This is a genomic window from Luethyella okanaganae, from assembly GCF_042660285.1.
Classification (GTDB): domain Bacteria; phylum Actinomycetota; class Actinomycetes; order Actinomycetales; family Microbacteriaceae; genus Luethyella; species Luethyella okanaganae.
Genome location: NZ_JBHSTP010000001.1, coordinates 803,011 through 824,489, shown reverse-complemented (window position 1 = coordinate 824,489; position 21,479 = coordinate 803,011). Strand labels below are relative to the sequence as shown.

The 21,479-nt window shown below is 65.7% G+C and carries 22 protein-coding genes and 1 pseudogene; 7 read left to right on the top strand and 16 right to left on the bottom strand.

What is annotated here, in order from left to right:
• Positions 1-38: 38 nt before the first annotated feature.
• The 8 genes from ACFQB0_RS03785 to ACFQB0_RS03750 all read right to left on the bottom strand — a co-directional run bounded on the left by ACFQB0_RS03785 (position 39) and on the right by ACFQB0_RS03750 (position 10,375).
• The gene (locus ACFQB0_RS03785) at positions 39-542 is read right to left on the bottom strand and encodes a DUF2004 domain-containing protein (RefSeq protein ID WP_386727752.1); all 504 of its coding nucleotides are present in this window, start codon (positions 540-542) and stop codon (positions 39-41) included.
• 35 nt (positions 543-577) lie between these two features.
• Positions 578-1,453, bottom strand: coding sequence for a signal recognition particle-docking protein FtsY (ftsY, locus tag ACFQB0_RS03780; protein ID WP_386727749.1), 876 nt, complete (start codon positions 1,451-1,453; stop codon positions 578-580).
• Between the two features lie 123 nt (positions 1,454-1,576).
• On the bottom strand, positions 1,577-5,092 hold the full coding sequence (gene smc / locus ACFQB0_RS03775) for a chromosome segregation protein SMC (RefSeq protein WP_386727747.1): 3,516 nt from the start codon (positions 5,090-5,092) through the stop codon (positions 1,577-1,579).
• A gap of 244 nt (positions 5,093-5,336) precedes the next feature.
• Positions 5,337-5,819, bottom strand: a complete 483-nt coding sequence (locus ACFQB0_RS03770; protein WP_386727744.1) for a DUF6301 family protein — start codon at positions 5,817-5,819, stop codon at positions 5,337-5,339.
• Positions 5,820-6,240: 421 nt separating this feature from the next.
• Entirely contained in the window at positions 6,241-7,233 is a 993-nt protein-coding gene (locus tag ACFQB0_RS03765; protein WP_386727741.1) for an IS1595 family transposase, read from the bottom strand.
• An 87-nt stretch (positions 7,234-7,320) separates the two neighbouring features.
• Complete coding sequence (locus ACFQB0_RS03760; RefSeq protein WP_386727738.1) at positions 7,321-8,862, bottom strand: tripartite tricarboxylate transporter permease; 1,542 nt, start codon at positions 8,860-8,862, stop codon at positions 7,321-7,323.
• Positions 8,862-9,365 (bottom strand): tripartite tricarboxylate transporter TctB family protein, encoded by a 504-nt coding sequence (locus tag ACFQB0_RS03755; RefSeq protein ID WP_386727736.1) that lies wholly within the window; start codon positions 9,363-9,365, stop codon positions 8,862-8,864. Before ACFQB0_RS03755 ends, ACFQB0_RS03760 begins: the two co-directional genes overlap by 1 nt.
• On the bottom strand, positions 9,362-10,375 hold the full coding sequence (locus ACFQB0_RS03750; protein ID WP_386727734.1) for a Bug family tripartite tricarboxylate transporter substrate binding protein: 1,014 nt from the start codon (positions 10,373-10,375) through the stop codon (positions 9,362-9,364). Before ACFQB0_RS03750 ends, ACFQB0_RS03755 begins: the two co-directional genes overlap by 4 nt.
• Positions 10,376-10,598: 223 nt before the next feature.
• On the opposite strand from ACFQB0_RS03750, the gene ACFQB0_RS03745 reads away from it, so the two are divergent.
• From ACFQB0_RS03745 to ACFQB0_RS03735, 3 genes are all read left to right on the top strand, one after another.
• On the top strand, positions 10,599-12,257 hold the full coding sequence (locus ACFQB0_RS03745) for a sensor histidine kinase (protein WP_386727732.1): 1,659 nt from the start codon (positions 10,599-10,601) through the stop codon (positions 12,255-12,257).
• On the top strand, positions 12,250-12,939 hold the full coding sequence (locus ACFQB0_RS03740; protein WP_386727730.1) for a response regulator: 690 nt from the start codon (positions 12,250-12,252) through the stop codon (positions 12,937-12,939). The genes ACFQB0_RS03745 and ACFQB0_RS03740 overlap by 8 nt, the downstream gene beginning before the upstream one ends.
• 206 nt (positions 12,940-13,145) lie before the next feature.
• A complete protein-coding gene (locus ACFQB0_RS03735) occupies positions 13,146-13,478 on the top strand; it encodes a chorismate mutase (RefSeq protein ID WP_386727727.1) in 333 nt (110 codons plus the stop codon).
• A gap of 467 nt (positions 13,479-13,945) precedes the next feature.
• Here ACFQB0_RS03735 and ACFQB0_RS03730 read toward each other — a convergent pair whose 3' ends face one another.
• A complete protein-coding gene (locus tag ACFQB0_RS03730; RefSeq protein ID WP_386727724.1) occupies positions 13,946-14,428 on the bottom strand; it encodes a hypothetical protein in 483 nt (160 codons plus the stop codon).
• Between the two features lie 88 nt (positions 14,429-14,516).
• Positions 14,517-14,651, bottom strand: a pseudogene (locus ACFQB0_RS03725) (zinc finger domain-containing protein); the annotation flags it as partial.
• A gap of 358 nt (positions 14,652-15,009) precedes the next feature.
• On the opposite strand from ACFQB0_RS03725, the gene ACFQB0_RS03720 reads away from it, so the two are divergent.
• From ACFQB0_RS03720 to ACFQB0_RS03705, 4 genes are all read left to right on the top strand, one after another.
• Positions 15,010-15,495 (top strand): hypothetical protein, encoded by a 486-nt coding sequence (locus ACFQB0_RS03720; RefSeq protein ID WP_386727723.1) that lies wholly within the window; start codon positions 15,010-15,012, stop codon positions 15,493-15,495.
• 128 nt (positions 15,496-15,623) lie between these two features.
• Positions 15,624-16,250: a TetR/AcrR family transcriptional regulator gene (locus ACFQB0_RS03715; RefSeq protein ID WP_386727721.1), complete on the top strand. Its 627-nt coding sequence runs from the start codon at positions 15,624-15,626 to the stop codon at positions 16,248-16,250.
• Positions 16,247-17,200 carry an SDR family NAD(P)-dependent oxidoreductase gene (locus tag ACFQB0_RS03710; RefSeq protein ID WP_386727719.1) on the top strand — a complete coding sequence of 318 codons (954 nt, stop codon included), beginning with the start codon at positions 16,247-16,249 and terminating at the stop codon, positions 17,198-17,200. The genes ACFQB0_RS03715 and ACFQB0_RS03710 overlap by 4 nt, the downstream gene beginning before the upstream one ends.
• Positions 17,201-17,298: 98 nt before the next feature.
• A complete protein-coding gene (locus ACFQB0_RS03705) occupies positions 17,299-17,664 on the top strand; it encodes a hypothetical protein (protein WP_386727717.1) in 366 nt (121 codons plus the stop codon).
• A gap of 405 nt (positions 17,665-18,069) precedes the next feature.
• Here the strand turns inward: ACFQB0_RS03705 and mutM are convergent, their stop codons facing one another.
• From mutM to coaD, 6 genes are all read right to left on the bottom strand, one after another.
• Entirely contained in the window at positions 18,070-18,972 is a 903-nt protein-coding gene (mutM, locus tag ACFQB0_RS03700; RefSeq protein ID WP_386727715.1) for a bifunctional DNA-formamidopyrimidine glycosylase/DNA-(apurinic or apyrimidinic site) lyase, read from the bottom strand.
• Between the two features lie 18 nt (positions 18,973-18,990).
• Entirely contained in the window at positions 18,991-19,683 is a 693-nt protein-coding gene (gene rnc, locus ACFQB0_RS03695) for a ribonuclease III (RefSeq protein ID WP_386727713.1), read from the bottom strand.
• Between the two features lie 70 nt (positions 19,684-19,753).
• Complete coding sequence (gene rpmF, locus ACFQB0_RS03690; RefSeq protein ID WP_123046552.1) at positions 19,754-19,957, bottom strand: 50S ribosomal protein L32; 204 nt, start codon at positions 19,955-19,957, stop codon at positions 19,754-19,756.
• 2 nt (positions 19,958-19,959) lie between these two features.
• Positions 19,960-20,529, bottom strand: a complete 570-nt coding sequence (locus ACFQB0_RS03685) for a YceD family protein (protein ID WP_386727711.1) — start codon at positions 20,527-20,529, stop codon at positions 19,960-19,962.
• Positions 20,530-20,730: 201 nt separating this feature from the next.
• Positions 20,731-20,925, bottom strand: coding sequence for a hypothetical protein (locus ACFQB0_RS03680; protein WP_386727709.1), 195 nt, complete (start codon positions 20,923-20,925; stop codon positions 20,731-20,733).
• A gap of 61 nt (positions 20,926-20,986) precedes the next feature.
• The gene (gene coaD / locus ACFQB0_RS03675; protein ID WP_386727706.1) at positions 20,987-21,475 is read right to left on the bottom strand and encodes a pantetheine-phosphate adenylyltransferase; all 489 of its coding nucleotides are present in this window, start codon (positions 21,473-21,475) and stop codon (positions 20,987-20,989) included.
• Positions 21,476-21,479 lie beyond the last annotated feature (4 nt).

Here is a 21,479-nt window from a genome sequence, read left to right as displayed (position 1 = left end):
ACGCGGAGCGGCTCCCCCGAGACCTTGTCCACACCGCATCAGCTCTCGTAGTCGATGGCGACGACGTCGCCGTGCATGTCGATGATAGCCACGAGGATGCCGTCGGTCTCGTCGGGCGCTATCGAGTAGTCGAGCACCGCGAAGTGCTCCTCTTGCCCGGAATGGTGCGGGTGGAAGCCGACTCTCAGCAGGCGCATGGAGCGCAGGAAGTCGATCTGCCTGTCACCGGACTCCCGACTGATCGCGTCGTCGAGCACCGCCTCGTCGAGTTCTTCGAGATGATGGTTGACGTAGAGCGAGGTGTCGGACTCCTCGGAGCTGAGCTCTGCGACGAACGCCTCGCGAGCGTCGGAGTCGAGCTCCTCGAGAGCACCGATCATCGCTGCCGCGATGTCGAGGGCCTCAACCGAGACCTCGCTCTCGTCGGGCGAGCTGAGGTCGACATCGACCTGCTGGTCGCCGAGTTCGAGGCTCTCCGACCAGTACAGCTCACCGTCCTCGGTGCTTCCCAACAGTCCGAAGTAATCGTGTTCGATGGCCATGTTCTCTCCTTCCGTCTGACCGAGCGGCTCCGCGCCTAACCAATGAGCTTCTGGGCGAAGACATGAGGGGTGAACCCCGTCAGGTCGTTGATACCCTCGCCCTGGCCGACGAGCTTGATCGGGATACCGGTCTTCTCCTGCACGGCGAGCACGAAGCCGCCCTTGGCAGAGCCGTCCAGTTTCGTCAGCACGAGCCCGGTCACCCCGGCGTGCTCGATGAAGGCCTCGGCCTGCGCGAGCCCATTCTGGCCTGTCGTCGCGTCGAGTACGAGCAGGACCTCGGAGATCGGCGCCTGCTTCTCGACGACGCGCCTGATCTTTCCGAGTTCGTCCATGAGGCCACCCTTGGTCTGGAGCCGTCCTGCGGTGTCGATGATCACGATCTCCGTCCCATCCTGCTTCGCCTTCTCGATCGTCTGGAAGGCGACGGACGCCGGATCCTGGCCGTCGTGCTGCGGCCGCACGATCCCTGCGCCGGCTCGATCGGCCCAGGTCGCGAGCTGTTCGACCGCGGCAGCGCGGAAGGTGTCGGCTGCGCCCACGAGGACGGTCCTCTCATAACTGCGCAGGAACCTGGCGAACTTGCCGATCGTGGTGGTCTTCCCGACACCGTTGACGCCGACGACGAGCACGACGGCCGGCCGTTCGGTGAGCGTGAGGGTGGGGTCGAGCCTGGCGAGGCGCTCCTCGACGCTCTCGCGCAACATCCGTTGCAGATCGGTGGGATCGGTCGTCTTGTAGCGGTCGACCTTCGCTCGCAGCTCGCTCACGATCGCCTCTGTCACCTCAGAACCGAAGTCTGCGGTGATGAGCGCGTCCTCCAGCTCGTCCCAGGTCTCGTCGTCGATCGTCCTCTTCGCGAACATGCCGCGGAGCGCGCCGGAGAGAGACCAGGGGGTGCGTTCTGCCATGGTCCCAGCCTAGGGGCGTTGACCCCCGCCGGGTTCCGCGATTCGGCTTCGGCAGAGACTCCTCGTGCAGGAGTCCATGCAGTCGACTCGGATCCCTTGAGGAGCTCGTCTCAACGCGTCGGCTCAGCTGGCGCGCTCCTCGGCAACCCGCTGGCCGACGACGGCGGAGACACCGTCTTGACGCATCGAGACGCCGTAGAGCGCATCGGCGATCTCCATCGTGCGTTTCTGATGCGTGATGACGATGAGCTGGCTCGATTCGCGCAGGTCCTCGAAGATCGTCAGCAGCCGGCCGAGATTCGCGTCGTCGAGCGCCGCCTCGACCTCGTCCATGATGTAGAAAGGGCTGGGACGCGCCTTGAAGATCGCGATGAGCAGGGCAACGGCGGCCAGGGAACGTTCACCGCCAGAGAGCAGCGACAACCGCTCGATCTTCTTCCCAGCGGGCTTGACCGCGACCTCGATGCCCGTCGTGAGCAAGTCGTCGGGGTCGGTGAGCGAGATACTGCCGCTGCCCCCCGGGAACAGCACGGGGAAGACCTCGCTGAAGGCGGCCCTCGTGTCTTCGAACGCGCTCGCGAAGATGGACTGCATCTTCTCGTCGATCTCCTCGACGATCGTCAGCAGGTCCTTGCGCGTGTTGGTGAGGTCGGTGAGCTGCTCGGTGAGGAACTTGTGCCGCTGCTCGAGCGCGGCGAACTCCTCCAGTGCGAGCGGATTCACGCGGCCGAGCTGCGCGAACGTGCGCTCGGCGCGCTCGAGTCGCTTCTTCTGCTCCGCACGGTCGAAACGCGTCGCCTCCCCGCCCTCGTTCTCTGCCGGGATCTCCACGTCTGGTCCGTACTCGGCCACCAGAACATCCTCCACGAGCCCGAGCTCGGAACCCGCCCGTTCGAGCAGGCCTGAGAGGTGCAGCCTCTTCTCATAGATCTGCAGTTCGAGCCCGTGCACGTTCTCGGTGATCGCATCGAGCCGCTCACGGAGCGCGGTCTCATCCCGGCGCAGAGCGGCAAGCTCCTCGTTCTGGCTCGAGCGCTGCGCCTCGGCGGCCGCGAGTTCGAGCCTCGCCTGTGCGGCCGAGGCATCGACCGAGGCCAGCACGGGCGGCAACGCCTCGATCACGCTCGTCGCGGCCTCCACTTGGCGACGGCGGATGACGGCCCGCCGCGCTGTCTCCTCGGCTGCGGCACGATCCGCCTCCAGCTGCCTCGCCATCGCCTGCCCGCGCGCTTCCTCGGCACGGACACGCTCGCGGGCGGTCTCGAGCTGGAGTCTCGCCTCGACCTCGCCTTCGCGTGCAACCTCGAGTTCGCCGTGGAGCGCGTCGCGAGCGCTCACGTCGAGCATCGGACGCGGCCTGGCTTTCGCCGTCTCGAGCTCCGACCTGGCTTTCTCGGCAGCGGCCTCGGCGTCGGCGACCCGGTCACCGGCGAGCTGGAGCGCAGCACCCAGACGCTCGAGCTCCGCGGCAGCCGCCTCAACCTGCACGCGGGCGCGGTTGAGCTTCTCCGTCTGAGCCGCGAGCTGGGAATCGAACTCGCGCAGCGCGGCGAGCGCAGCAGTCGACTGCTCTTTGGCCACCTTCAGGATGCCGCGCTGTTCGGCGAGCGCGAACCGCGCGCGCTCGATGAGCGAAGTCACCTCGCCCAGACGTTCGGCCGCGGTGTCCCGCTCAGCCAGAAGCTCGATGCGGCCCTGTTCGCCGCCGGAGCCTCCACGCAGAACATACTCGGTCAGCACATCGCCGCCGCGGGTGACGATCGTCACCGGAGCACCGAACTCCACGCCCGAGAGAGCTGGCGCGGCAGCCCGCGCGGCCTCGAGATCGTCGGCGATCGCGATGTAGCCGAGCACCCCGAGCACTCCGGCCGGCGCCGTCACGACCGAGTGAGCCGACGCGACGCCCGGAAGACTCGGCCAGTCGGGCGTCGACGCTCCGGCGTCGGCGATGACGACCTCGACCCGGCCGAGATCGTGCTCCTTGGCATAGGCGATGGCGTCGTAGGCGATCTCCCGGGTGGCGACGAGCACTGCATCCGCGAGGGTGCCGAGGGCTGCTGCGACCGCGGACTCGTAGCCGGGCTCGACCTGCACGCTGTCTGCGACGATGCCGTGGACACCGGGCAGTTTCGCCGCGATGAGATCGGCGGAGCCGTCCTTGATATCGAGGGCTCGCGAGAGTGCGCTGGTCTTCGCCGCGAGAGCGTCGCGCTCGCGTTCGTTGCCGTGCAGCTCCTCGCGAATCCTCTCGATCTCGCCTTCGGCCTCGACGAGACGGCCCTGGGCCGACTCATACGCCTCGTCGAGGTCGGTCTCGCCGGCATCCGCCGTCGCGGCCTCCGCTTCGAGCAGTGCGAACTGCGCCTGAGCAGACTCACGTCGCTCTCTGGCCGCTTCGACGGCGTTCTCCTGCCGCAGGACCTCGCCACGCACGGCAGCAAGTCTGGATGCCGCAGCATCGGCTTGCCCGGTGAGCTTGGTGATCTCGAGGTCGTGCCGAGAGACGAGCGCGCTCTGCGCGACGATCTCCTCGTCGACGGCGTCGAGACGGTTCCGCGAACCGGCCGTGCGCGCTTGAGCCTGCTGCAGTGTCGCCTCTGCCATCACGACCGTCTCGCGCAGACGATGCACCTCGTCACCCACGTCGGCGAGCATCTGCGGGGTCACACTCGGTCCGGCGTCCGGCGCATCCGTGTCTGTGCCGAGCAGCGCGATCCGCTGGTTGGCGAGGGTGAACAGCCCGCGCAGACGTTCCTGCACCGATTCGAGACCGAAGCTGGTGCGCCTGGCCTGGTCGACGGCATCGCCGCGCTGCGCCTGTTCGAGCCGCTGAAGGCGCAACTGCCTCTGCTCGAGCTGCTCCTGCAGAACGATGCGCTCGCTGTGTCGTTCGTGCTCGGCACGGTTGTAGCCGTCCAGCGCGGTGCGCAACGTCACGACCTCGTCGGCGAGCAGACGCGCCCGGGCGTCGCGCACGACGGCGGCGATCGACTGCGCTTCGCGCGCTATCTCGGCCTGGCGTCCGAGCGGCTTGAGCTGGCGGCGGATCTCCCCGGCGAGATCGCTCAACCGGGTCAGGTTCGCCTGCATCGCGTCGAGCTTGCGTAGCGTCTTCTCTTTGCGGCGCCGATGCTTGAGGATCCCGGCGGCCTCCTCGATGAAACCGCGACGATCCTCCGGACTCGCGCGCAGGACGGCGTCGAGCTGCCCTTGACCGACGATGACATGCATCTCGCGTCCGAGCCCCGAATCGCTCAGGAGCTCCTGAACGTCGAGCAGGCGACATCCCTGACCGTTGATCGCGTATTCGCTCGACCCATTGCGGAACAGCGTGCGACTGATCGTGACCTCGGAGTAATCGATCGGCAGAGCGCCGTCGGAGTTGTCGATCGTGAGGGTGACCTCCGCCCGACCGAGCGGGCCCCGCGTCGAGGTGCCGGCGAAGATGACATCCTCCATCTTGCCGCCGCGCAGGGTCTTCGCCCCTTGCTCGCCCATGACCCAGGCGAGGGCGTCGACGACGTTGGACTTGCCGGATCCATTCGGTCCGACGACACAGGTCACCCCGGGCTCGAAGGCGAAGGTGGTCGGTTGTGCGAAGGACTTGAACCCCTTCAGGGTCAGGTTCTTCAGATACAACGCGCCGCCTCCCGTCGGCGTCCGCTCCTCGCACCGGGATGCCTGGACGCTGGGGTCAACGGTACCGGACTCTGGGCGAAGAACCGATCAAGCGCTGGGCTGGTCGGCTGCCCGAGTCGGAGCGGGTGCGCGAACAGGGCAATACACGAACCGGGTATCTGCTTAGGTCAAGTAGTGGTTCGGAGGCCGGTGCGCCGGCCCCTATAAAACTGCTTTCGTCTAGACGCAAGCTGCTGCTATCCGGCTAGGCCGTGCGCGCCTCAGAATTAGTTGGCTCAATGGCCAACTGAACTACGCCTATGCGATCGCCGTTCCAATGACAATCTAAACTCACCGTGTGGCCCGCTATTTCCCATGAACTTTGAGGCGCATCACCCAGCGAAATATCAGTCGCCGCCTCACCAAACAACGAGCAGAATTCCTCATCGAGGATGACGAATGCCTTCGACAGCTGATCCCTATTGGTGGGGGCGGTTTCGCAGGCGAAGATGCTGATACTTTCGAGCGCTCCGGCACAGATGGTCCAATGGCCCGTCACGCCCGAAAAGGGCGTAGCCATTTCGCCAGAGATCGTGAGACCGTCTTTGTCAGGCGCGTTGTCGGAAAGAACAAAGCCATGGCGGCGCAGAAACGCCACGGACTCAGCCTCAGTCGTGGGCCACGCGGCTTCGGTCAGCGTGGCAACCAGCGACGGAATTTTGTGCCTCAAATCATCACTACTCGTCATGTCCTGGTCTCCTCTTTTGCAAACAAGTGTGGGCTGCTCAGCAGAGCAGCCCACACTTTGCTTTAGATGTTGTTTTCCCCGAACCACAGCGCCCACCGGGTTTGGGCTGGGCAGACCTGCGCCTGGTAAGACTGGCACATCCAGTGATAGCTGGCGGGGTACGCCGCCTTCATCTTCGTAAGCAAAGCTTGGCACTTCGCCGACGTGCCGATGTTCTCATTTTTCCCCATCTCGTAAGCCACCGCGGCACACCCGCCCGGTGGTTACCTGAGTGGAGCACGAACATGGTGGTGCGCGGTGTCCTCACTTCGGGGGACGACCCTGAACCCGGGCGTGATAGTTCGTTAGCCGATCGGTCTACGGGCATCCCTCGACCAGGAACTGGGCTTGAACTGCGGCCTGCTTTCCGAGAACAGGTTGCCTAACGTAGGCGAAGCTCCAAATCCTCGACCGACGCCAAACGGGCGCCATGGTCACTCTTGGCGGCGATGATCGTAGGCAGGGGTGCAGGTTCCGTGCGCATTGCCTGTTGGAGGAGCCGGTAAAACAGTAGGCCTCTGCTACGGGATGTGCGGCGATTGAATCGGAAGGTGAACTCGTCGAGGTAATAGCCCAGGTGGTCATTGCCGAGTCCCTGGTGAAGGGTGCCTTCGAGCCAGCGCTTGAGCAGCGAGGCAACGGTGTGGACGCCGTAGAGGGATACATGGGCGGGGATGTTAGAGCCTAGTTCCACGTGACGTTCGTGCTCGTATCCGAGCTTCGCGAGGCGTTTGAGTTCTTGCGCTCCGTCCGTACGGATCAGGGAGCCGGGGGTGATGACACGCTGCGCGAAGCCGATCAGCTGCAAGCTCTCAACGGGACTTGGCTCGAGCCGTATTCGGCCCAGCCGCTTGACGCCGAGCATCTCTGCGGCGACCATCATTCCCACTTTTGTGCTGCTGCGGCCTGCATTTCCGCGGCTTACCCCGCCAACATAGGTCTCGTCGAGCTCGACCACACCATGCAGCAGCTCCCGGCCAGGCACGACCATCGCCCGACGGAACTTATGCATCCACACCCACGCTGTTTCATATGACCGCAGCCCGAGCACCCGCTGCAGCCCCTGCGCAGAGACCCCGGTTTTTTGCGAGGTGATGTACCACGCGGCGTGAAACCACATCCGCAAGGGCGATCGGGTTCGATCAAAGATCGTGCCAGCTGTCACGCTCGTTTGCCGTCCACACGCTCGACACATCCATAAGCCGCCCGTGATCCGCCACGCCTGCCCACTCACGCCACATCTCGGGCAGACAAAGCCGTCCGGCCATCGCAGACGCGTCAGGAACTTCAAGCATGCATCATCCGTAGCGAACCACTCCTGAAACTCCAGAATTGTCTGCGGATAATCCACCCCACCGACCAAACGCTCGACCATACCGGCGGCCCTATCAAGAGAACTTGACCCAAGCAGATACCCGGTATACACGATGGGGGAAGCGGGTGATCACCCGCTGAGGTCCGGCTATGGTACGAGAATGTCGGATCGCTTCCCGGCGACGGCATCGGCGGTCCGTCGCGCCGCCGAACGGCGTCGCACCACGGCGACGATCGGAGGAACGATGAGAAAGAGGATGAGGATCGAGTAGAGCATGATCGGCAACGGCTCGCTCAGGAGTATGACAGGGTCGCCGGCGCCGATCTGCAAGGCACGACGCAATTGACGCTCCATCTCAGGGCCGAGGATCGCCCCCACGATGACGGGCAGCACCGGCAGCCCGTAGCGGCGGCAGGCGTAGCCGAGCGCGCCGATCACGAGCAGAATCACGATGTTGAGGGCCTGGAGACCGACAGCATAGGCGCCGAGGGTGGCGAAGAACAGGATCCCGGCGTACAGATACGGTCGCGGGATGCGCAGCAGCTTCGCCCAGAGCGGCGCGAGCGGCAGGTTCAGCACCAGCAGCATCGTGTTGCCGATGAAGAGACTGGCGATCAGGGTCCAGACCAGCACCGGCTCCTTCTCGAAGAGCAGAGGGCCAGGGTGGATGCCGAACTGGTTGAATGCGGCGATCATCACGGCGGCCGTCGCCGTGGTCGGCAGCCCCAAGGTCAGCAGGGGCACGAGCGTGCCGGCCGCCGAGGCGTTGTTGGCCGCCTCCGGCCCGGCGACGCCCTCGATGGCGCCATGCCCGAACTCTTCGGGATGCTTCGAGAGCCGCTTCTCCGTGACGTAGGAGAGAAAGGTCGGGATCTCCGCCCCACCGGCGGGGATCGCACCGAATGGGAAGCCGATCGCCGTTCCACGCAACCAGGGCTTCCAACTGCGCTTCCAGTCCTGTCTGCCCATCCACGGCACCCCTACCGGAATCGTCGCGGGCTTCGACTTGCGCAGGTGGGCGGCGATCCAGAGTGCCTCACCGATGGCGAACAGGGCGACGGCGATGACGACGACGTCGATGCCACCGGCCAGCAAGGGCTGCCCGAAAGTCAGCCTCGGCTGCCCTGTCGTCGCATCCATGCCGACCAGGCCGACGGCGAGGCCGATGAAAAGCGAGGCGAGGCCGCGGATCCGCGACGATCCGAGCACGGTGCTGACCGCGACGAAGGCGAACACCATCATGGCGAAGTACGACGGCGCGCCGAGACTGATCGCGATCGCGACGATGAAGGGCGCGACGAGGACGATGGCGCCGGTTGCGATCGTGCCGGCGACGAACGAGCCGATCGCCGCTGTCGCGAGCGCCTGCGCCCCGCGACCGAGCTTGGCCATCTTGTTTCCCTCGAGCGCGGTGACGACCGAGGAGGACTCACCGGGGGTGTTGAGCAGGATCGACGTCGTCGATCCGCCGTACATGCCGCCGTAGTAGATCCCGGCGAACATGATGAGAGAACCGGTCACGTCGAGGGCATAGGTCAGCGGCAGCAGCAGCGCGACCGTCATCGCCGGTCCGATGCCAGGCAGAACGCCGACGGCGGTTCCGATCAGCACGCCGATGAGCGCGTAGAACAGGTTCTGGAAGGTCAGCGCGTTGGCGAAGCCATTCATCAGGAGACTGAGGTCGTCCATTAGAGAATTCCCGTCAAGAGCCCGGCTGGCAGTCCGATGCCGAGGCCGAGAACGAAGCCATAGAAGGTGAGCACGGCCAGCACGATCCCGATCAGCAGGGCGATGATGTATCTGCGCGAGCCGAGGAGAAGGGCCGAACCGTAGAAGAGGAGGCTGGTCGCGATCACGAAGCCGAGCGGCTCGATGAGCAGGGCCGTCAACAGGATGAGGCCGGCCAAGCAGAGCAGGGTCGGCCAGTGCGCACCAGCCTCCAGGTCGACGTCCTCGCCGTCTTCCGCGGCGCCGTGCCCGCCGCGCAGCACGTCGATCGCGAGGGCGACGGCACAGGCGCCGAGACCGACGGCGATGATCGTCGGCACGACCTGTGGTCCCATGACACCGGCGTTGACCGCCGTGTGGCGGATGTTGGCGGTGTCGATGGCGACGACGATGGCGAGCGCCCCGAGCAGGGCGGCGAGGCCCAGCTCGGAGCGACCGCGCATCAGGGAGCGGAGTCTGGTCACACCAGACCCAGCTGCTTCAGCACCGTCTCGACCCGCTTGTCCTGCTCGGTGAGGAACGAAGCGAAGTCGTCGCCCGTGACGAAGGCGTCCGTCCATCCATTGGCCTTCAGGACGACGGCCCATTCGTCGCTCTCGTGCATCGCGGAGAGGGCATCGATGAGCGCAGTCTTCTGCGCGTCCGTGATCTCCGGCGGTGCGACGAGACCGCGCCAATTGGTGAAGACCAGGTCGACGCCCTCTTCGGTGAGGGTCGGGATGTCGGGCAGAACGGGCACGCGCTCGGCGCCGGACACGGCCAGGACGCGCAGGTCACCCGACTCCACCTGCTCGAGAAACTCGCTGTAGCCGGAGAAAGCGGCTTGCAATTGGCCACCGAGGACGGCGGGGAGCAACTCGCCGCCCCCGTCGTAGGCGACATAGTTCACGGTGCTCGCCTGGATGCCGACCGCATCGGCAAACTGCATCGGCAACAGGTGATCGGGCCCGCCCGGCGAGGATCCGCCACCGATGGCGAAACCGGCCGGATTGGCCTTCCAGGCGGTGACCAGATCGTCGAGGGTGGCATACGGCGAGTTCGCGGGAACGAAGATCGCGCCAGCCTCCTCCACCAGACGTGCGATCGGCGTCGTGTCAGCGATGCGCGCATCCGTCTCGTTCGTGTACGCGGCACCGACGACGCCGAGGCCCATGACCATGAGGAAGTTGCCGTTGCCGGACTCGGTGATGGTGCGTGCGAGGCCAACGGTGCCGCCGGCGCCAGGCAGGTTCGTCACCTCTGTGTCGACGGTGATCCCGAGTTCGTCCATCACCTTGACCGCGGAACGCCCCGTCACGTCGTATCCGCCGCCGGGAGTGTTCGGCACCATGACCTGGAGGCTCTTGATCGGGCCGACGTCGCTCGCCGCAGTGCCGGCCGCATTCGTGACTCCGCAGGCACTGAGCGCCACAGCGAGTGCCGTCGCGACGACAGCCGTTCCGATCAGACGCCGCGTCGTTGCTGGTCTGCTCATTGCAATCTCCTTCGATTGGTGGTCAGCGCCATCGCTGACAGAGTCCATGATGGGCATGCCGCGCTCGCCTGGGGAGCTTCCGGAGGTAGAGAACATTGTGTAGCTTGTGATCGCTCACGCCGAATTTCCCTCCCGAGCGTTTGTGAGGGAACATATGTGGAGAACTCCGCCGGGACTCGCCCGCAGAGAGTTTCTGACATGCCAACGACGGCGGGAGGACAGAATGCGTTCGCGAACGCGACCCCTCGCCCGTCTCGGTCTCGCCCGCCAACTTCTGGTGTTCCAGCTCAGCCTGCTTGCGATCGTGCTCATCGCTGTCACCGCGATCTCGCTCGAGCAGACCAAGAACGGCTTCGTGAGCTCCCAGCAGCGGCGCATGCTCACCGTTGCCGAGTACTCAGCCGCGAACCCGCTGCTCAGAAGCATCCTCGCTGAAGGCCCGGCATCGCCCCGACTGACCGCATCGGTCGAGTCCCTGCGCACGACAACGGGCGTCGACGAGTTGATCGTGACCGACCCGGACGGACGGGTTCTCGCCTCCCCTGCCGACCCCCGCCTGCTCAGGACCACGCTCGCCATCGGCGGAGGCGATGGCGCTTGGGCGGGCGAGGCCGCCATCGGCTCCGTTGCTCACGTCGCAGGCAGTGTGCCGGTGCTTGGCGACAGCGGGGCGCTGGTGGGATACATGATCGCGGGAAGACGGTTTCCCACGCTCGGCGGGTTGCTCGCCAGCGCCGCACCCGATCTCCTCACCTACCTCGGGGTCGCCGGTGTTCTCGGCATCGCCGGCTCGTGGTGGCTGGCCGCCCGCGTGAAACGTCAGACCCTGGGCTTGGAGCCCGAGCAGATCGCCCGCTTGGTCGAGCATCGCGAGGCCATGCTCCACGGCATCCGCGAGGGTGTGGTCGCCGTCGACACGGACGGCATCATCACGCTCGCGAATGACAGCGCACGGCATCTGCTCGCCCTCCCCGACGACGCTGTCGGCCGGCCGGTCGACAGCGTCGGGCTCGAGCAGACGGCGGTGCGCGCCCTGCGAATGCGCGACACCGACGGCAAGGACACCGTTCTCGTGAGCGGTGGCGCGCTTCTCGTTCTGAATCAGACCACGATCTCGCCGCCGCGATCAAAGCCCGAGATGGTGACGACGCTGCGCGACCGGACCGAGCTCGTCACGCTCCAACACGATCTCGGCAGCAGCCTCCAGGCGACCAATACCCTGCGCGCGCAGACCCACGAGTTCGCGAACCGCCTGCACACGATCTCGATGCTCATCCAGCTCGGCGATCACACTGCCGCCGTCGACTACATCGACGCGGTCTCGCACGACAAGCTCGCGCAGGGGAGTACGGTCCTGACGCAGATCGCCGAGCCGGCCGTCGCAGCGCTCCTGATCGCCAAGACCTCACTGGCCCGTGAGCGGGGCGCCGAGTTGAGGCTCACGGCCGGCTCCGCCCTGCCCCGCGTCGACGAGATCCTGTCAGCCGATCTCGTGACCGTGATCGGCAACCTCGTGGACAACGCGCTCGATGCCGTCACGGGGGCGAATGCCCGCAGGGTGGACCTCGACATCCGCGCGCTCCCGGAGCCAGGGGAGGGCACGCGACTCGCCTCGGTTCACGTCTCGGTCAAGGACACGGGGCCGGGGATCGATGTGGATCTGATCGACCACGTGTTCGAGCCGGGCGTCTCGTCCAAAGCGACGACGTTGCAGAACGACGCGCACGGCTATGGACTGGCCATCGTGCAGTTGGTCGTCATGAGACGGGGCGGAGGCGTTTCTTTCCGAAACGACGGCGGGGCCGTCTTCGAAGCCGTGCTTCCGGCGCTTCCGCTCGTCGCGGCCTCCACCGCAACGTCGCATGGGGCGAACGATGTGTGATGTGCTCGTGGTCGAGGACGACTTCATGGTCGCGCGCACCCATGAGCGCGTCGTCGACCAATCCCCCGGCTTCCGCGTCGTCGGTGTCGCGCACACGGGTGCCGAGGCGCTCGAGCTGATCGGTGGGCTCAGGCCGCAACTCGTGCTGCTCGACATGTACCTGCCCGACATGTCCGGTCTCGACGTCATCCGCCGTTCGCGTGAGGCCGGCGACGAGGTGGACTTCCTCGTGCTGAGCGCCGCCCGCGAGGCCGACATGGTGACCGCGGCCCTGCAGGGCGGCATCGTGAGCTATCTGCTGAAGCCGTTCAAGATCTCGGAGTTGCAGGCCAGGCTGGCGGGGTACGCCGAGCGACGCCGTGTGCTGGGCGGTTCCGGCGAACTCGAGCAGAGCGACCTGGATCTGGCGTTCGGATCCGTTGCCGCTCCAACCTCGGCGGCGTCGGCAGTCGCCTCCCTGCCGAAAGGGCTCAGCAGGGAGACAGCTGCGCTCATCGAGCGCGAACTCAAAGAGCGCAAGCCCGATGTGGCAGCTTCGGAATGCGGCGAGATCCTGGGACTGTCGCGAGTCGTCGCCCGCAAGTATCTCGAGTACTTCGTTCATCGAGGCGACGCGACCGTCACCCATCGCTACGGTCACACAGGCCGCCCGCAGCGCCGGTACTCCTGGGTGGGCCGGTAGGCCCGCTCGACGGCACGACGAGTCCCCCGGAAGGTCCCATGCCCTAGCGCAGACGCTGGCAGCGCGGGCAGAAGTGCGAGCCGTGGTTCGTGGATATGGGTGATGGCGTCCTGCTTTGTCTTTGAAGCGGAGCACCTCGAGCAGCGACGCCACGGGTAACCGAGCCGCGCAATCGGCTGTGAGATCAGTAGCCGTATTCTGGGACCATGTCCGAGCCTGCGGTGACCATCGAAGACGTACGACAGCGGATCGATGCGCTCGATCTTCGGATCGTCGAGTTGATCGCTGAACGACAGAAATGGGTCGTCACGGCTGGATCGCTGAAGATGGACCAGCAGGCGGTGCGCGCGCCAGCACGGGTCGAGCAGGTGATCACCAAGGTCCGCGTTCTAGCCGAAGAATCGGGCGCATCCCCCGAGGTCGTGGAGCGCACCTACCGGGCCTTGATCACCGCATTCATCGACCTCGAGCTCGAACAGCAGGCGCGCCGAACGCGGAGAAGCACAGACGGACTACCGAACCGGGCTGCCGATCGTTGAGAACGATCCGACATAGGCCATCACATCCTCCAAACACATTCGATGCACAGCGCTAACTTGCTAACGGATCGTCAATAGGATCCTGCGCTCGACGACGTGACCAGAGCAGGCGGCAACGACGTGTCACGACACGAAATGCCCCCTAGATCTTCGTGTGCCACAGTGACACTGCCAGCGGCTCCCCCGCCGACGCCACCGGCGTCGCTGAGCATCTCAACGGCGTCGGCATGTAGGCGATGGCCGATCCGGACACATCCTGCAGCAGCGTGCTCGTCTTCTTGTGGTACTGCACTCGGATGGAGCGGGCCTGTCAGATGAACGGCGTTTCTGGGCCGGCGGTCACTAGTTGATTCGGCCTTCGAAGGCGATCGCGAACGCGTTCAGCGCCGGCTTCCACCTCGTCGCCCAGCGTGCCCTGCCGCGCCCGGTCGGGTCCCACAACTACATGCCCTCTAGCCGGATACCTGTTACCTGCCGAAGAGTCGACCGAAGAACCCGCCGCGAGCAAGAGGGGACCATTCAAGGTTCCACAGCTCACCAAGCGTGATGCCGGCGAGGCGGCAGAAGAGTTCGAGGTGGCCGTCCTCGGGGTCTTCCTCCTCTTCAAACACTGTCTCGACATCGAGTGGGGTTCCGATGTCTTCGGCGAGTTCCCGCTCGGCAAGCACTCGGAGTCGAGGATCGTCGCCGAACGACTGGACCACGTAGACGTCGCTCGTGCCTCCCAAAGAGACGAGGACCGTACCTGTCGGCGGCTCGACAAGCTGGGGAAGCCGTTGAAGGTCCAGACCGGGGTCTACGAGCAACACATGCCGACCAACCTGAACGGCTGACGGCCCTTTTGCACCACTACGACTCGCTTCATCAAAATCGATGGGCGTATCAGGGCGTCTGCCGAAGGTAGAGATGTCGGTTTCCGGCACGAAGCCCAGCATGAAGTTCATCGACATGGCGAGATCTTATCGCGAGACCCCGAAGCCGATTCAGACAGTATTCTGTGTTCTGCGACGACGACCTCCATCCTTTTCACGCAGCAGCTCACTGCCTACGCTGGCAGCGCGGGCAGAAGTGCGAGCCGCGGTTCATGAACCGCTCTCGCCGCATGAGGGTTCCGCAACGCAGGCACGGCTTGCCCTGCTGGCCATATGCGGTGAGGTGATGGGCGAAGTAACCAAACTCCAACAGTAGGAGACGTTGACCTGCCACTGATGACCAAGGTTGACCAAGCATCCCTAGATGCTTGGTATTCGAGCCGATTCTGTTTCTCCGCATCGCTTTCGACGTCTCGTTCTATCGAGGTGGCTCGCGCGCCACGACATCATCGGCGGTGATCCGCTTGTTCCATCCGTCATCGAGTGCACAGCATCTGTCTGGGACGCGGAGCCTTCGTGCGCAGGACGTGCCATGCGCAGGGCAGCTGCGATCCGAGCCCGCTGCGACGCCCTCGAGATGGGTCTGGCCGCCGACCGCGCCGGTCGGATACGGCGGTCTGCGAGAGTGGATCCCACCGGGCGCCCGGGCAAGACCACGGATGCGCGTCCCGCGGCGGACGCCGTGGACCGCACCGACTCGGCTCTTTCAGACTCCCGACGAGGCGTGGGAACTCCGCTACGGCCAGACTCTTGCGCAGCAACCGCACGCGCCGAGGCGCTACGTCTCCGAGGCGGAACTGATCGAGGACCTCGATCGGATCGAGTCCTGGCCGATGAGCGTCGAGGAACGTCGCCGGGAAGAGTTGGAGCGGCTCTGGACGACGACGGTCGCCGACGCGCACAACGAGCACTACATCGGGATGCCGGTCACGGAGCCCTATGGGAGTCGACTGGATGCGATCGAGGCGCGCCTGGCGTCGCGTGACGAGGCTCGACTCGACGACCCGCGCTCATCTGACCTAGCGGCCGGCGACATTCACGCGCAGCGGCGGCTCGTCGACGCCGAAGCATGGGCATCGGCCGTCCGCACTGCGCGCGCTGGCGGGCGCAGGTGGGGGTTGAACGGACCAGATCAGCCGCTGTAATCATCGACAACGTCACCGCCGACATGGCACTCGAAGTCGCGCAGACATCAGCGATCAGTTGCATGGACGCCGTGCACCATCTATATTATGAAATGAAACGGTTTCTTATTCTATGGTTGGGTGATGTCGTGCCGGAGGAAACGGTCGGGAGTGGGCGTTCACGAGGTCGACCGGTCAATGCCGACCTGACTCCAGCGATCGTCGAAGCGGTGCTTTTCTTGCTCGCTGAGGGCGGCTACGCGCAGCTGACGACCGCCGCGGTCGCCAAACGAGCGGGCGTCTCGACGGCGACGCTGTATCGGCGTTGGCCGTCGAAACGCGAGCTGCTGCTGTCGGCGGCCGAGCAGATCGCCGCATCGGAGCCGGCGGACATCGACACCGGGTCGACGGAAGGCGACCTCCGGGAGCTGTGCGCCCACAAGCGGCGGGTGCTCTCCGGCCAGGTCGGGGCGACGCTCATCACGCTGGTCGGAGAGTCCGTGCACGATCCCGAGGTCGCGGCGATCGTGCGCACCACTGTCTTCGATCCCACCCGCGACCATCTCGCCGTCATTCTGCGCCGCGCCGAGGCGCGCGGCGAGCACGTGGTGACCGACGCGACCGCTGCGGCTGGCTTAGTCGTCGGCGTGGTGCTCGCCCGTATCGCCTTCTCGGGGAGAGACGGGGCTGGTCTGCTCCCCGAGGCCGATGTGATGCTCCTGATCCAGGCGATCGCCGGAGCCCGTTCGGGGCCGAGGGGAGCACGGCGCCGATGAGCCGCGAACAGACCATCGTCATGACCGGCGCCAGCCGCGGCATCGGTCGGATCGCTGCTGCGCGCATTCTCCAGGAGCAGCCACAGACGCACCTCCTGCTGCTCAGTCGCAGCGTTCCCACCGACCTCGTGAACGAGCTGCGAGCCGCAGATGGAAACGTATCCGTGGTTCCTGCCGACCTGTCATCCCTGCGGGAGGTCGCCGACGCTGCCGATGCGGTCATCGCTCGGATCCGGGCCGGCGAGCTGCCACCGATCCGGGCTGTGGCCTGCAATGCCGGGGTCCAGCATACGAACGCGCGCACGACCACCATCGATGGGTACGAGTCGACGTTCGCAGTCAACGTCTTGGCCAACCACGTCCTTCTGCGCCGCCTCCAGAGCAGCCTGCACCCGGCTGCCAGAATCGTCGCGACCGTGAGCGACACCCACTTCGGCGATTTCCGGCACAACCTCGGCATGGTGCCGGGCCCGAGATGGCAGCCCGTCGACACACTCGCCCGCGTGGGCGCGTTCCGCGATCCAGAGCGCGCGGCCGCGGGCCGGACTGCCTACTCGACCAGCAAGCTCGCCGCGATCTACCTCGTCCACGAGTACGCAAGGCGTTTCACGGCGGGGCCTGTCGTCAGCTACAACCCAGGCTTCGTACCCGGCACGGACCTCGCTCGCGACGCCGATCCCGTCTCACGGTTCGCGATGCGCTGGATCATGCCACTGCTGACCCTCACTCCGCTCGCGACCTCGCCATCACGCGCGGGACAGTTCCTCGCCGACGCGATACTCGGCACCGTCGCAGCATCGAGCGGGGCGTACATCGACCGCGACCGGGTCGCGGAGTCCTCACCCGAGTCGTACGACCCACTGCGTGAGCGAGAGATCTGGGAGGCGGTGGAATCTCTCACCGACGCCTTCCTTCCGACAGCCAACCCGACCGAGCGCCTCAAGAAGTAGTCCGCGGAGGAAGCCCCGCGTCCGCGGATGCCCGAGTCGAACAGCACACGTGGTCGTTCGAGCCTTGGTGGCACTTCCGGGCCTGGGAGAATGGTTGAGTGAGCGCACGCAAGAACTGCCATCGTCGCGGACCTTGGCTGCTCTTCGCCGCCTGGGCATTGCACGACCTCGAAGAGGGCGCCGCATTTTCGAGCACTCGTGACGTCTCGGCCGATCGACCCGGCATCGACGGGCTCCGAGAGGCGATCGACGGCGCAACAGTCCGTGTCATCGCCGCGCGCACACACCTCGCCCCGGGCACCGTGCGAAACTACGCATCCACAGCCATGGCCAAGCTCGGGATCCCGGCCGCAGCACGGATGACGAAGTACACCACCAGCGCGGCCATGATCAGCCAACGCCAGACATCGTCCAACCGGTCCGGGAAGACCACGAACAGCAACAGTGCCACAGCACCGACCTGAAGGACGGCGGCAAGGAACTCGCGTCCCGGTGTCGACGCAAGGCCGACATTCATCAGGTTCACCGCCAGACTCGGCTTCGCTGCGGGCGCCTGCGACTGCTCATCATTCCATCTACTCATGCCTCGAGAATCACCGCCTCTCGCGCCGAGGGGCAGTGTCGAGTGTCACCGGACGTATGACAGACGTCACTCAGCCTGTCGTCGTCGAGATTCACAGCGCTCTCAAGCCCCACATACCTCATCGCGTCCCGATGTACTACTGGCCTCGCCAGAGTTGACTAGAACGGGAACTGACATTGAAGTGGCAAACCGTGTCCAACAGTGTCACACCTACTGCTGGTGCGAACAGACGCCGACAACGCGCGCCTCGCCGCCACGAACTCATTAATCCCAGGTCAGAAGCTAATCAGCGACGCTGACATCTGGGGCAGAAGTGAGACGATCGGTTCATGAACGCAACCCTCTTGATCGGGGTTCCACAACGGGGACAGGGCCGCCCAGTTCGACCATAAGCGGTCAATTGAAGGTCAAAATAACCGGAGACGCCGTTGACGTTCACGTACTGCGCGTCGAAGCTCGTCCCGCCCTCAGCGAGCGCTTTGTCGAACACCCGCCGGACTTCGCCGAGCACGGCCATCGCCTTCCGCGGCGAGAGCGAGGAAGCCGGTTGCTCGTAGTGCACCTTCGCGGCCCAGAGGGCCTCATCGGCGTAGATGTTGCCGATGCCGCTCACGAGGGTCTGGTCGAGCAGGGCACGCTTGATGCCAGACCTCCTGCGTGCGAGCGCGGCGAAGAACGCCTGCTCTGAGAAGCCGGGGTCGATCGGGTCGCGGGCGATGTGGGAGACCTGGCTTGGCAGCAGCGACTCCCAGGCACCGCGCGCCCGTCCGGAGTACCCGGCCGAGAGCCCATCGCTCGTCGGGGCCATCCTGTCGACCGCCATCGACCCGAAGATGCGCTGATCGACGAAGTCGACCCGGAGCTCGCCGTGCTCGGGGTGATCGAGGTGCAGGCGGATACGCAGGTGGCCGCTCTCCGCCGTCTCCGGCGTGCGCAGCAGCACCTGACCGCTCATTCCCAGATGGGTGACGAGCGCTCGGCCGCTCGACAGCGGGATCCACAGGAACTTGCCGCGACGCACCGCGGAGAGCATCCGCTGACCCTGCAGCAGGGCGTCGAAGGCGCCGGATGCCGCATCGTGCCGTCTGAGCGAACGCTCGTCGAACACCTCGATGCCGCTCACCGTCGACCCGCTCACCGCAGGAGCAAGGCCGGCGCGCACGACCTCGACCTCGGGCAGTTCGGGCATGGTCAGGGCCGGGTCAGGTCAGCCAGCGTTGAGAACGGTCCAGGCTTCGAGCGCGGCGGCCATCTCGGCCTGCTTCTTGCTCGTGCCCTGACCCGATGCCGTCAGGTCGCCGACGACGACCGCCGCGATGAACACCTTGCTGTGGTCGGGACCGCTCTCGGTGACCGTGTAGACGGGTGCCTCCCGGCCGTGGCGGGCCGCGATCTCCTGCAAGCTTGTCTTCGGGTCCATGGAGGCGCCGAAACGATCGGGGTCCTTCAGCAGTGGCTCGATGAGCCGCAGCACGAACGCGGTCGCGAAGTCCCCGCCGCGATCGAGGTAGACGGCGCCGATGACGGCTTCGACGGTGTCGGCGAGGATCGACGCTTTGTCACGACCGCCGGTGAGCGATTCGCCTCGACCAAGACGCACGTAGCGTCCGAGGCCGATCCCGCGCGCGACCTCGGCGAGGGCGACGCTGCTCACGAGGCTCGCACGACGTTTGGCGAGGTCGCCTTCGTCGAGCGTCGGGTATTCCGTGTAGAGCATCACCGTGACGGCTTGCCCCAAGATCGAGTCGCCGAGGAACTCCAGACGCTCGTTCGTCGGGATGCCGCCGTTCTCGTAGGCGAAGGAACGGTGCGTCAACGCGAGCTCGAGCAGCCCGTCGTCAATGTGGATGCCAAGAGACGCCGCAAGGGCATCCCGCGATTCCTCGGAGAGAGACGTCATGCGGAGATGCCCTTCACTCGAGGCTTCGGCCGTGAAACCGGCCGTGCGCGCCATGAGCGACAATCACCGACTAGACGTCGGCGACCTTGCGGCCCTTGTATTCCATGAACAACGCGGTGCCCGCGGAGTCCTCGACGACCTTGGCGCGGTGCGGAAGACTGTAGGTGACCTTGCCGTTCTCGACGGTCTTGACGAGCGTGGGGGCCTCGGCCTTCCACTGCGAACGACGAGCGTGCGTGTTTGCGCGTGACTGCTTCCGCTTGGGAACTGCCATGACTATCTCTCTTTCTCCATGTCGGCGCCGACGTCTCCGCCCGAACCGATGTCAGTGGAAGCCTGCAATTCCGCAAGCGCGGCCCACCTCGGATCGCGCGTTTCCTGTGCGGTGAGTTCTGGATGACGGGCCAGCCGCTCTCCGGTCTCGGGGTCGAGACCCGGGCAATCCGGCCGGCATACCGGCTGGAACGGAAGTGCGAGCACAACCGCGTCCCTGATCAGCGGTTCAAGATCCACGTGGTCGTCTTGAACCTCGAACTCAAAAGCTTCTCCAGAAGAATACGCGAAAAGCTCTTGAAATTCGACTTGGACCGGGATCTCGATGTCGATCAGGCATCGACCGCACACGCCGGCGGCCGTCGCGTCGATCTCCGCGGTCGCCAGAATGCCCTCGTGCACAGACTCCAGACGCACGGAGACGTCGATGCTGCCGCCTGCGCGAACCGCAACGAGCCCCTCGCCGAGATCCTCGGAAGCCGGCACGTCGAGCGTGAATTCGCGCATCTCGCCGGGACGGTGCACGAGGTCGCGCACGGAGATCGCGAATGGTGACTTGCTGAAGGTGCTCACAACGGTGAATTCTACGCGCGTGCAGCCGGGCGATCGGCACGAGGACCGAGGGCCTCCGACTGGCCAGAGCGACCCCGGCAGGAACATCGCGCGCAGCCGAGTCCACGGTGGGGCCGCACCGCGGATCGCACGCGCGACGAGATCGAGCTCGTCGCACAGGCCGGCGGCGGCGTCCTGCCCTGCCGACGGCCGCGATCGAACCTAGCCGCGCTTCGGCGACCCAACCGGCACCCGGGTGGCCGCCACGATGCGCCGCACGATCTCCTCGACGAGCAGATGCCCCCCGGCGAGCAGAACCGTCAACGCCGTTCGCACCGCCCCGTGCTTTCCGTCGATGACGGATTCCACATTGCGCACGACGAGTTTCGCGGTCTCCGTCATCTCGTCGAGCGGCATGGCGAGAGTGTCGACACTCGGTGCGACGGGGGGTCCGTCGGCACCCTGGTGGGAAAGCTGTTCAACGCTCGGCCCTCTGCAGGAACTCGGCGACGACGGGAGGCACATAGGGGGCGACATCGCCGCCGAGCGCAGACACCTGCCGGACCAGGGAGCTGGACACATGGGTGTTGGCCGGGTCCGGCAGCAGGAAGACCGTCTCGACCCCCGCGAGATTGCGGTTGACGATCGCCATCGGGGTCTCGTAGGCCACATCCACCTGCGAGCGGATGCCCTTGACCAGCACGGACGCCCCGACATCGGTGCAGTAGTCGACGAGCAACCCCATGCTCCAGGAGGCCACGATGACGTTCCCGTCGACGCCTGCGCCCTCGATAGCCCGTTCGAGCAGGAACACCCGTTGCACAATGGGCAGTAGCGCGGACTTGTCCGGGTTGTGCACCACGAGGACGTGCAACTCGTCGTACAGCCCCGCCGCGCGTTCGATGACGTCGAGGTGCCCTAAGGTGACGGGGTCGAACGAACCAGGGACGACGGCGATCCTGCGCATACGT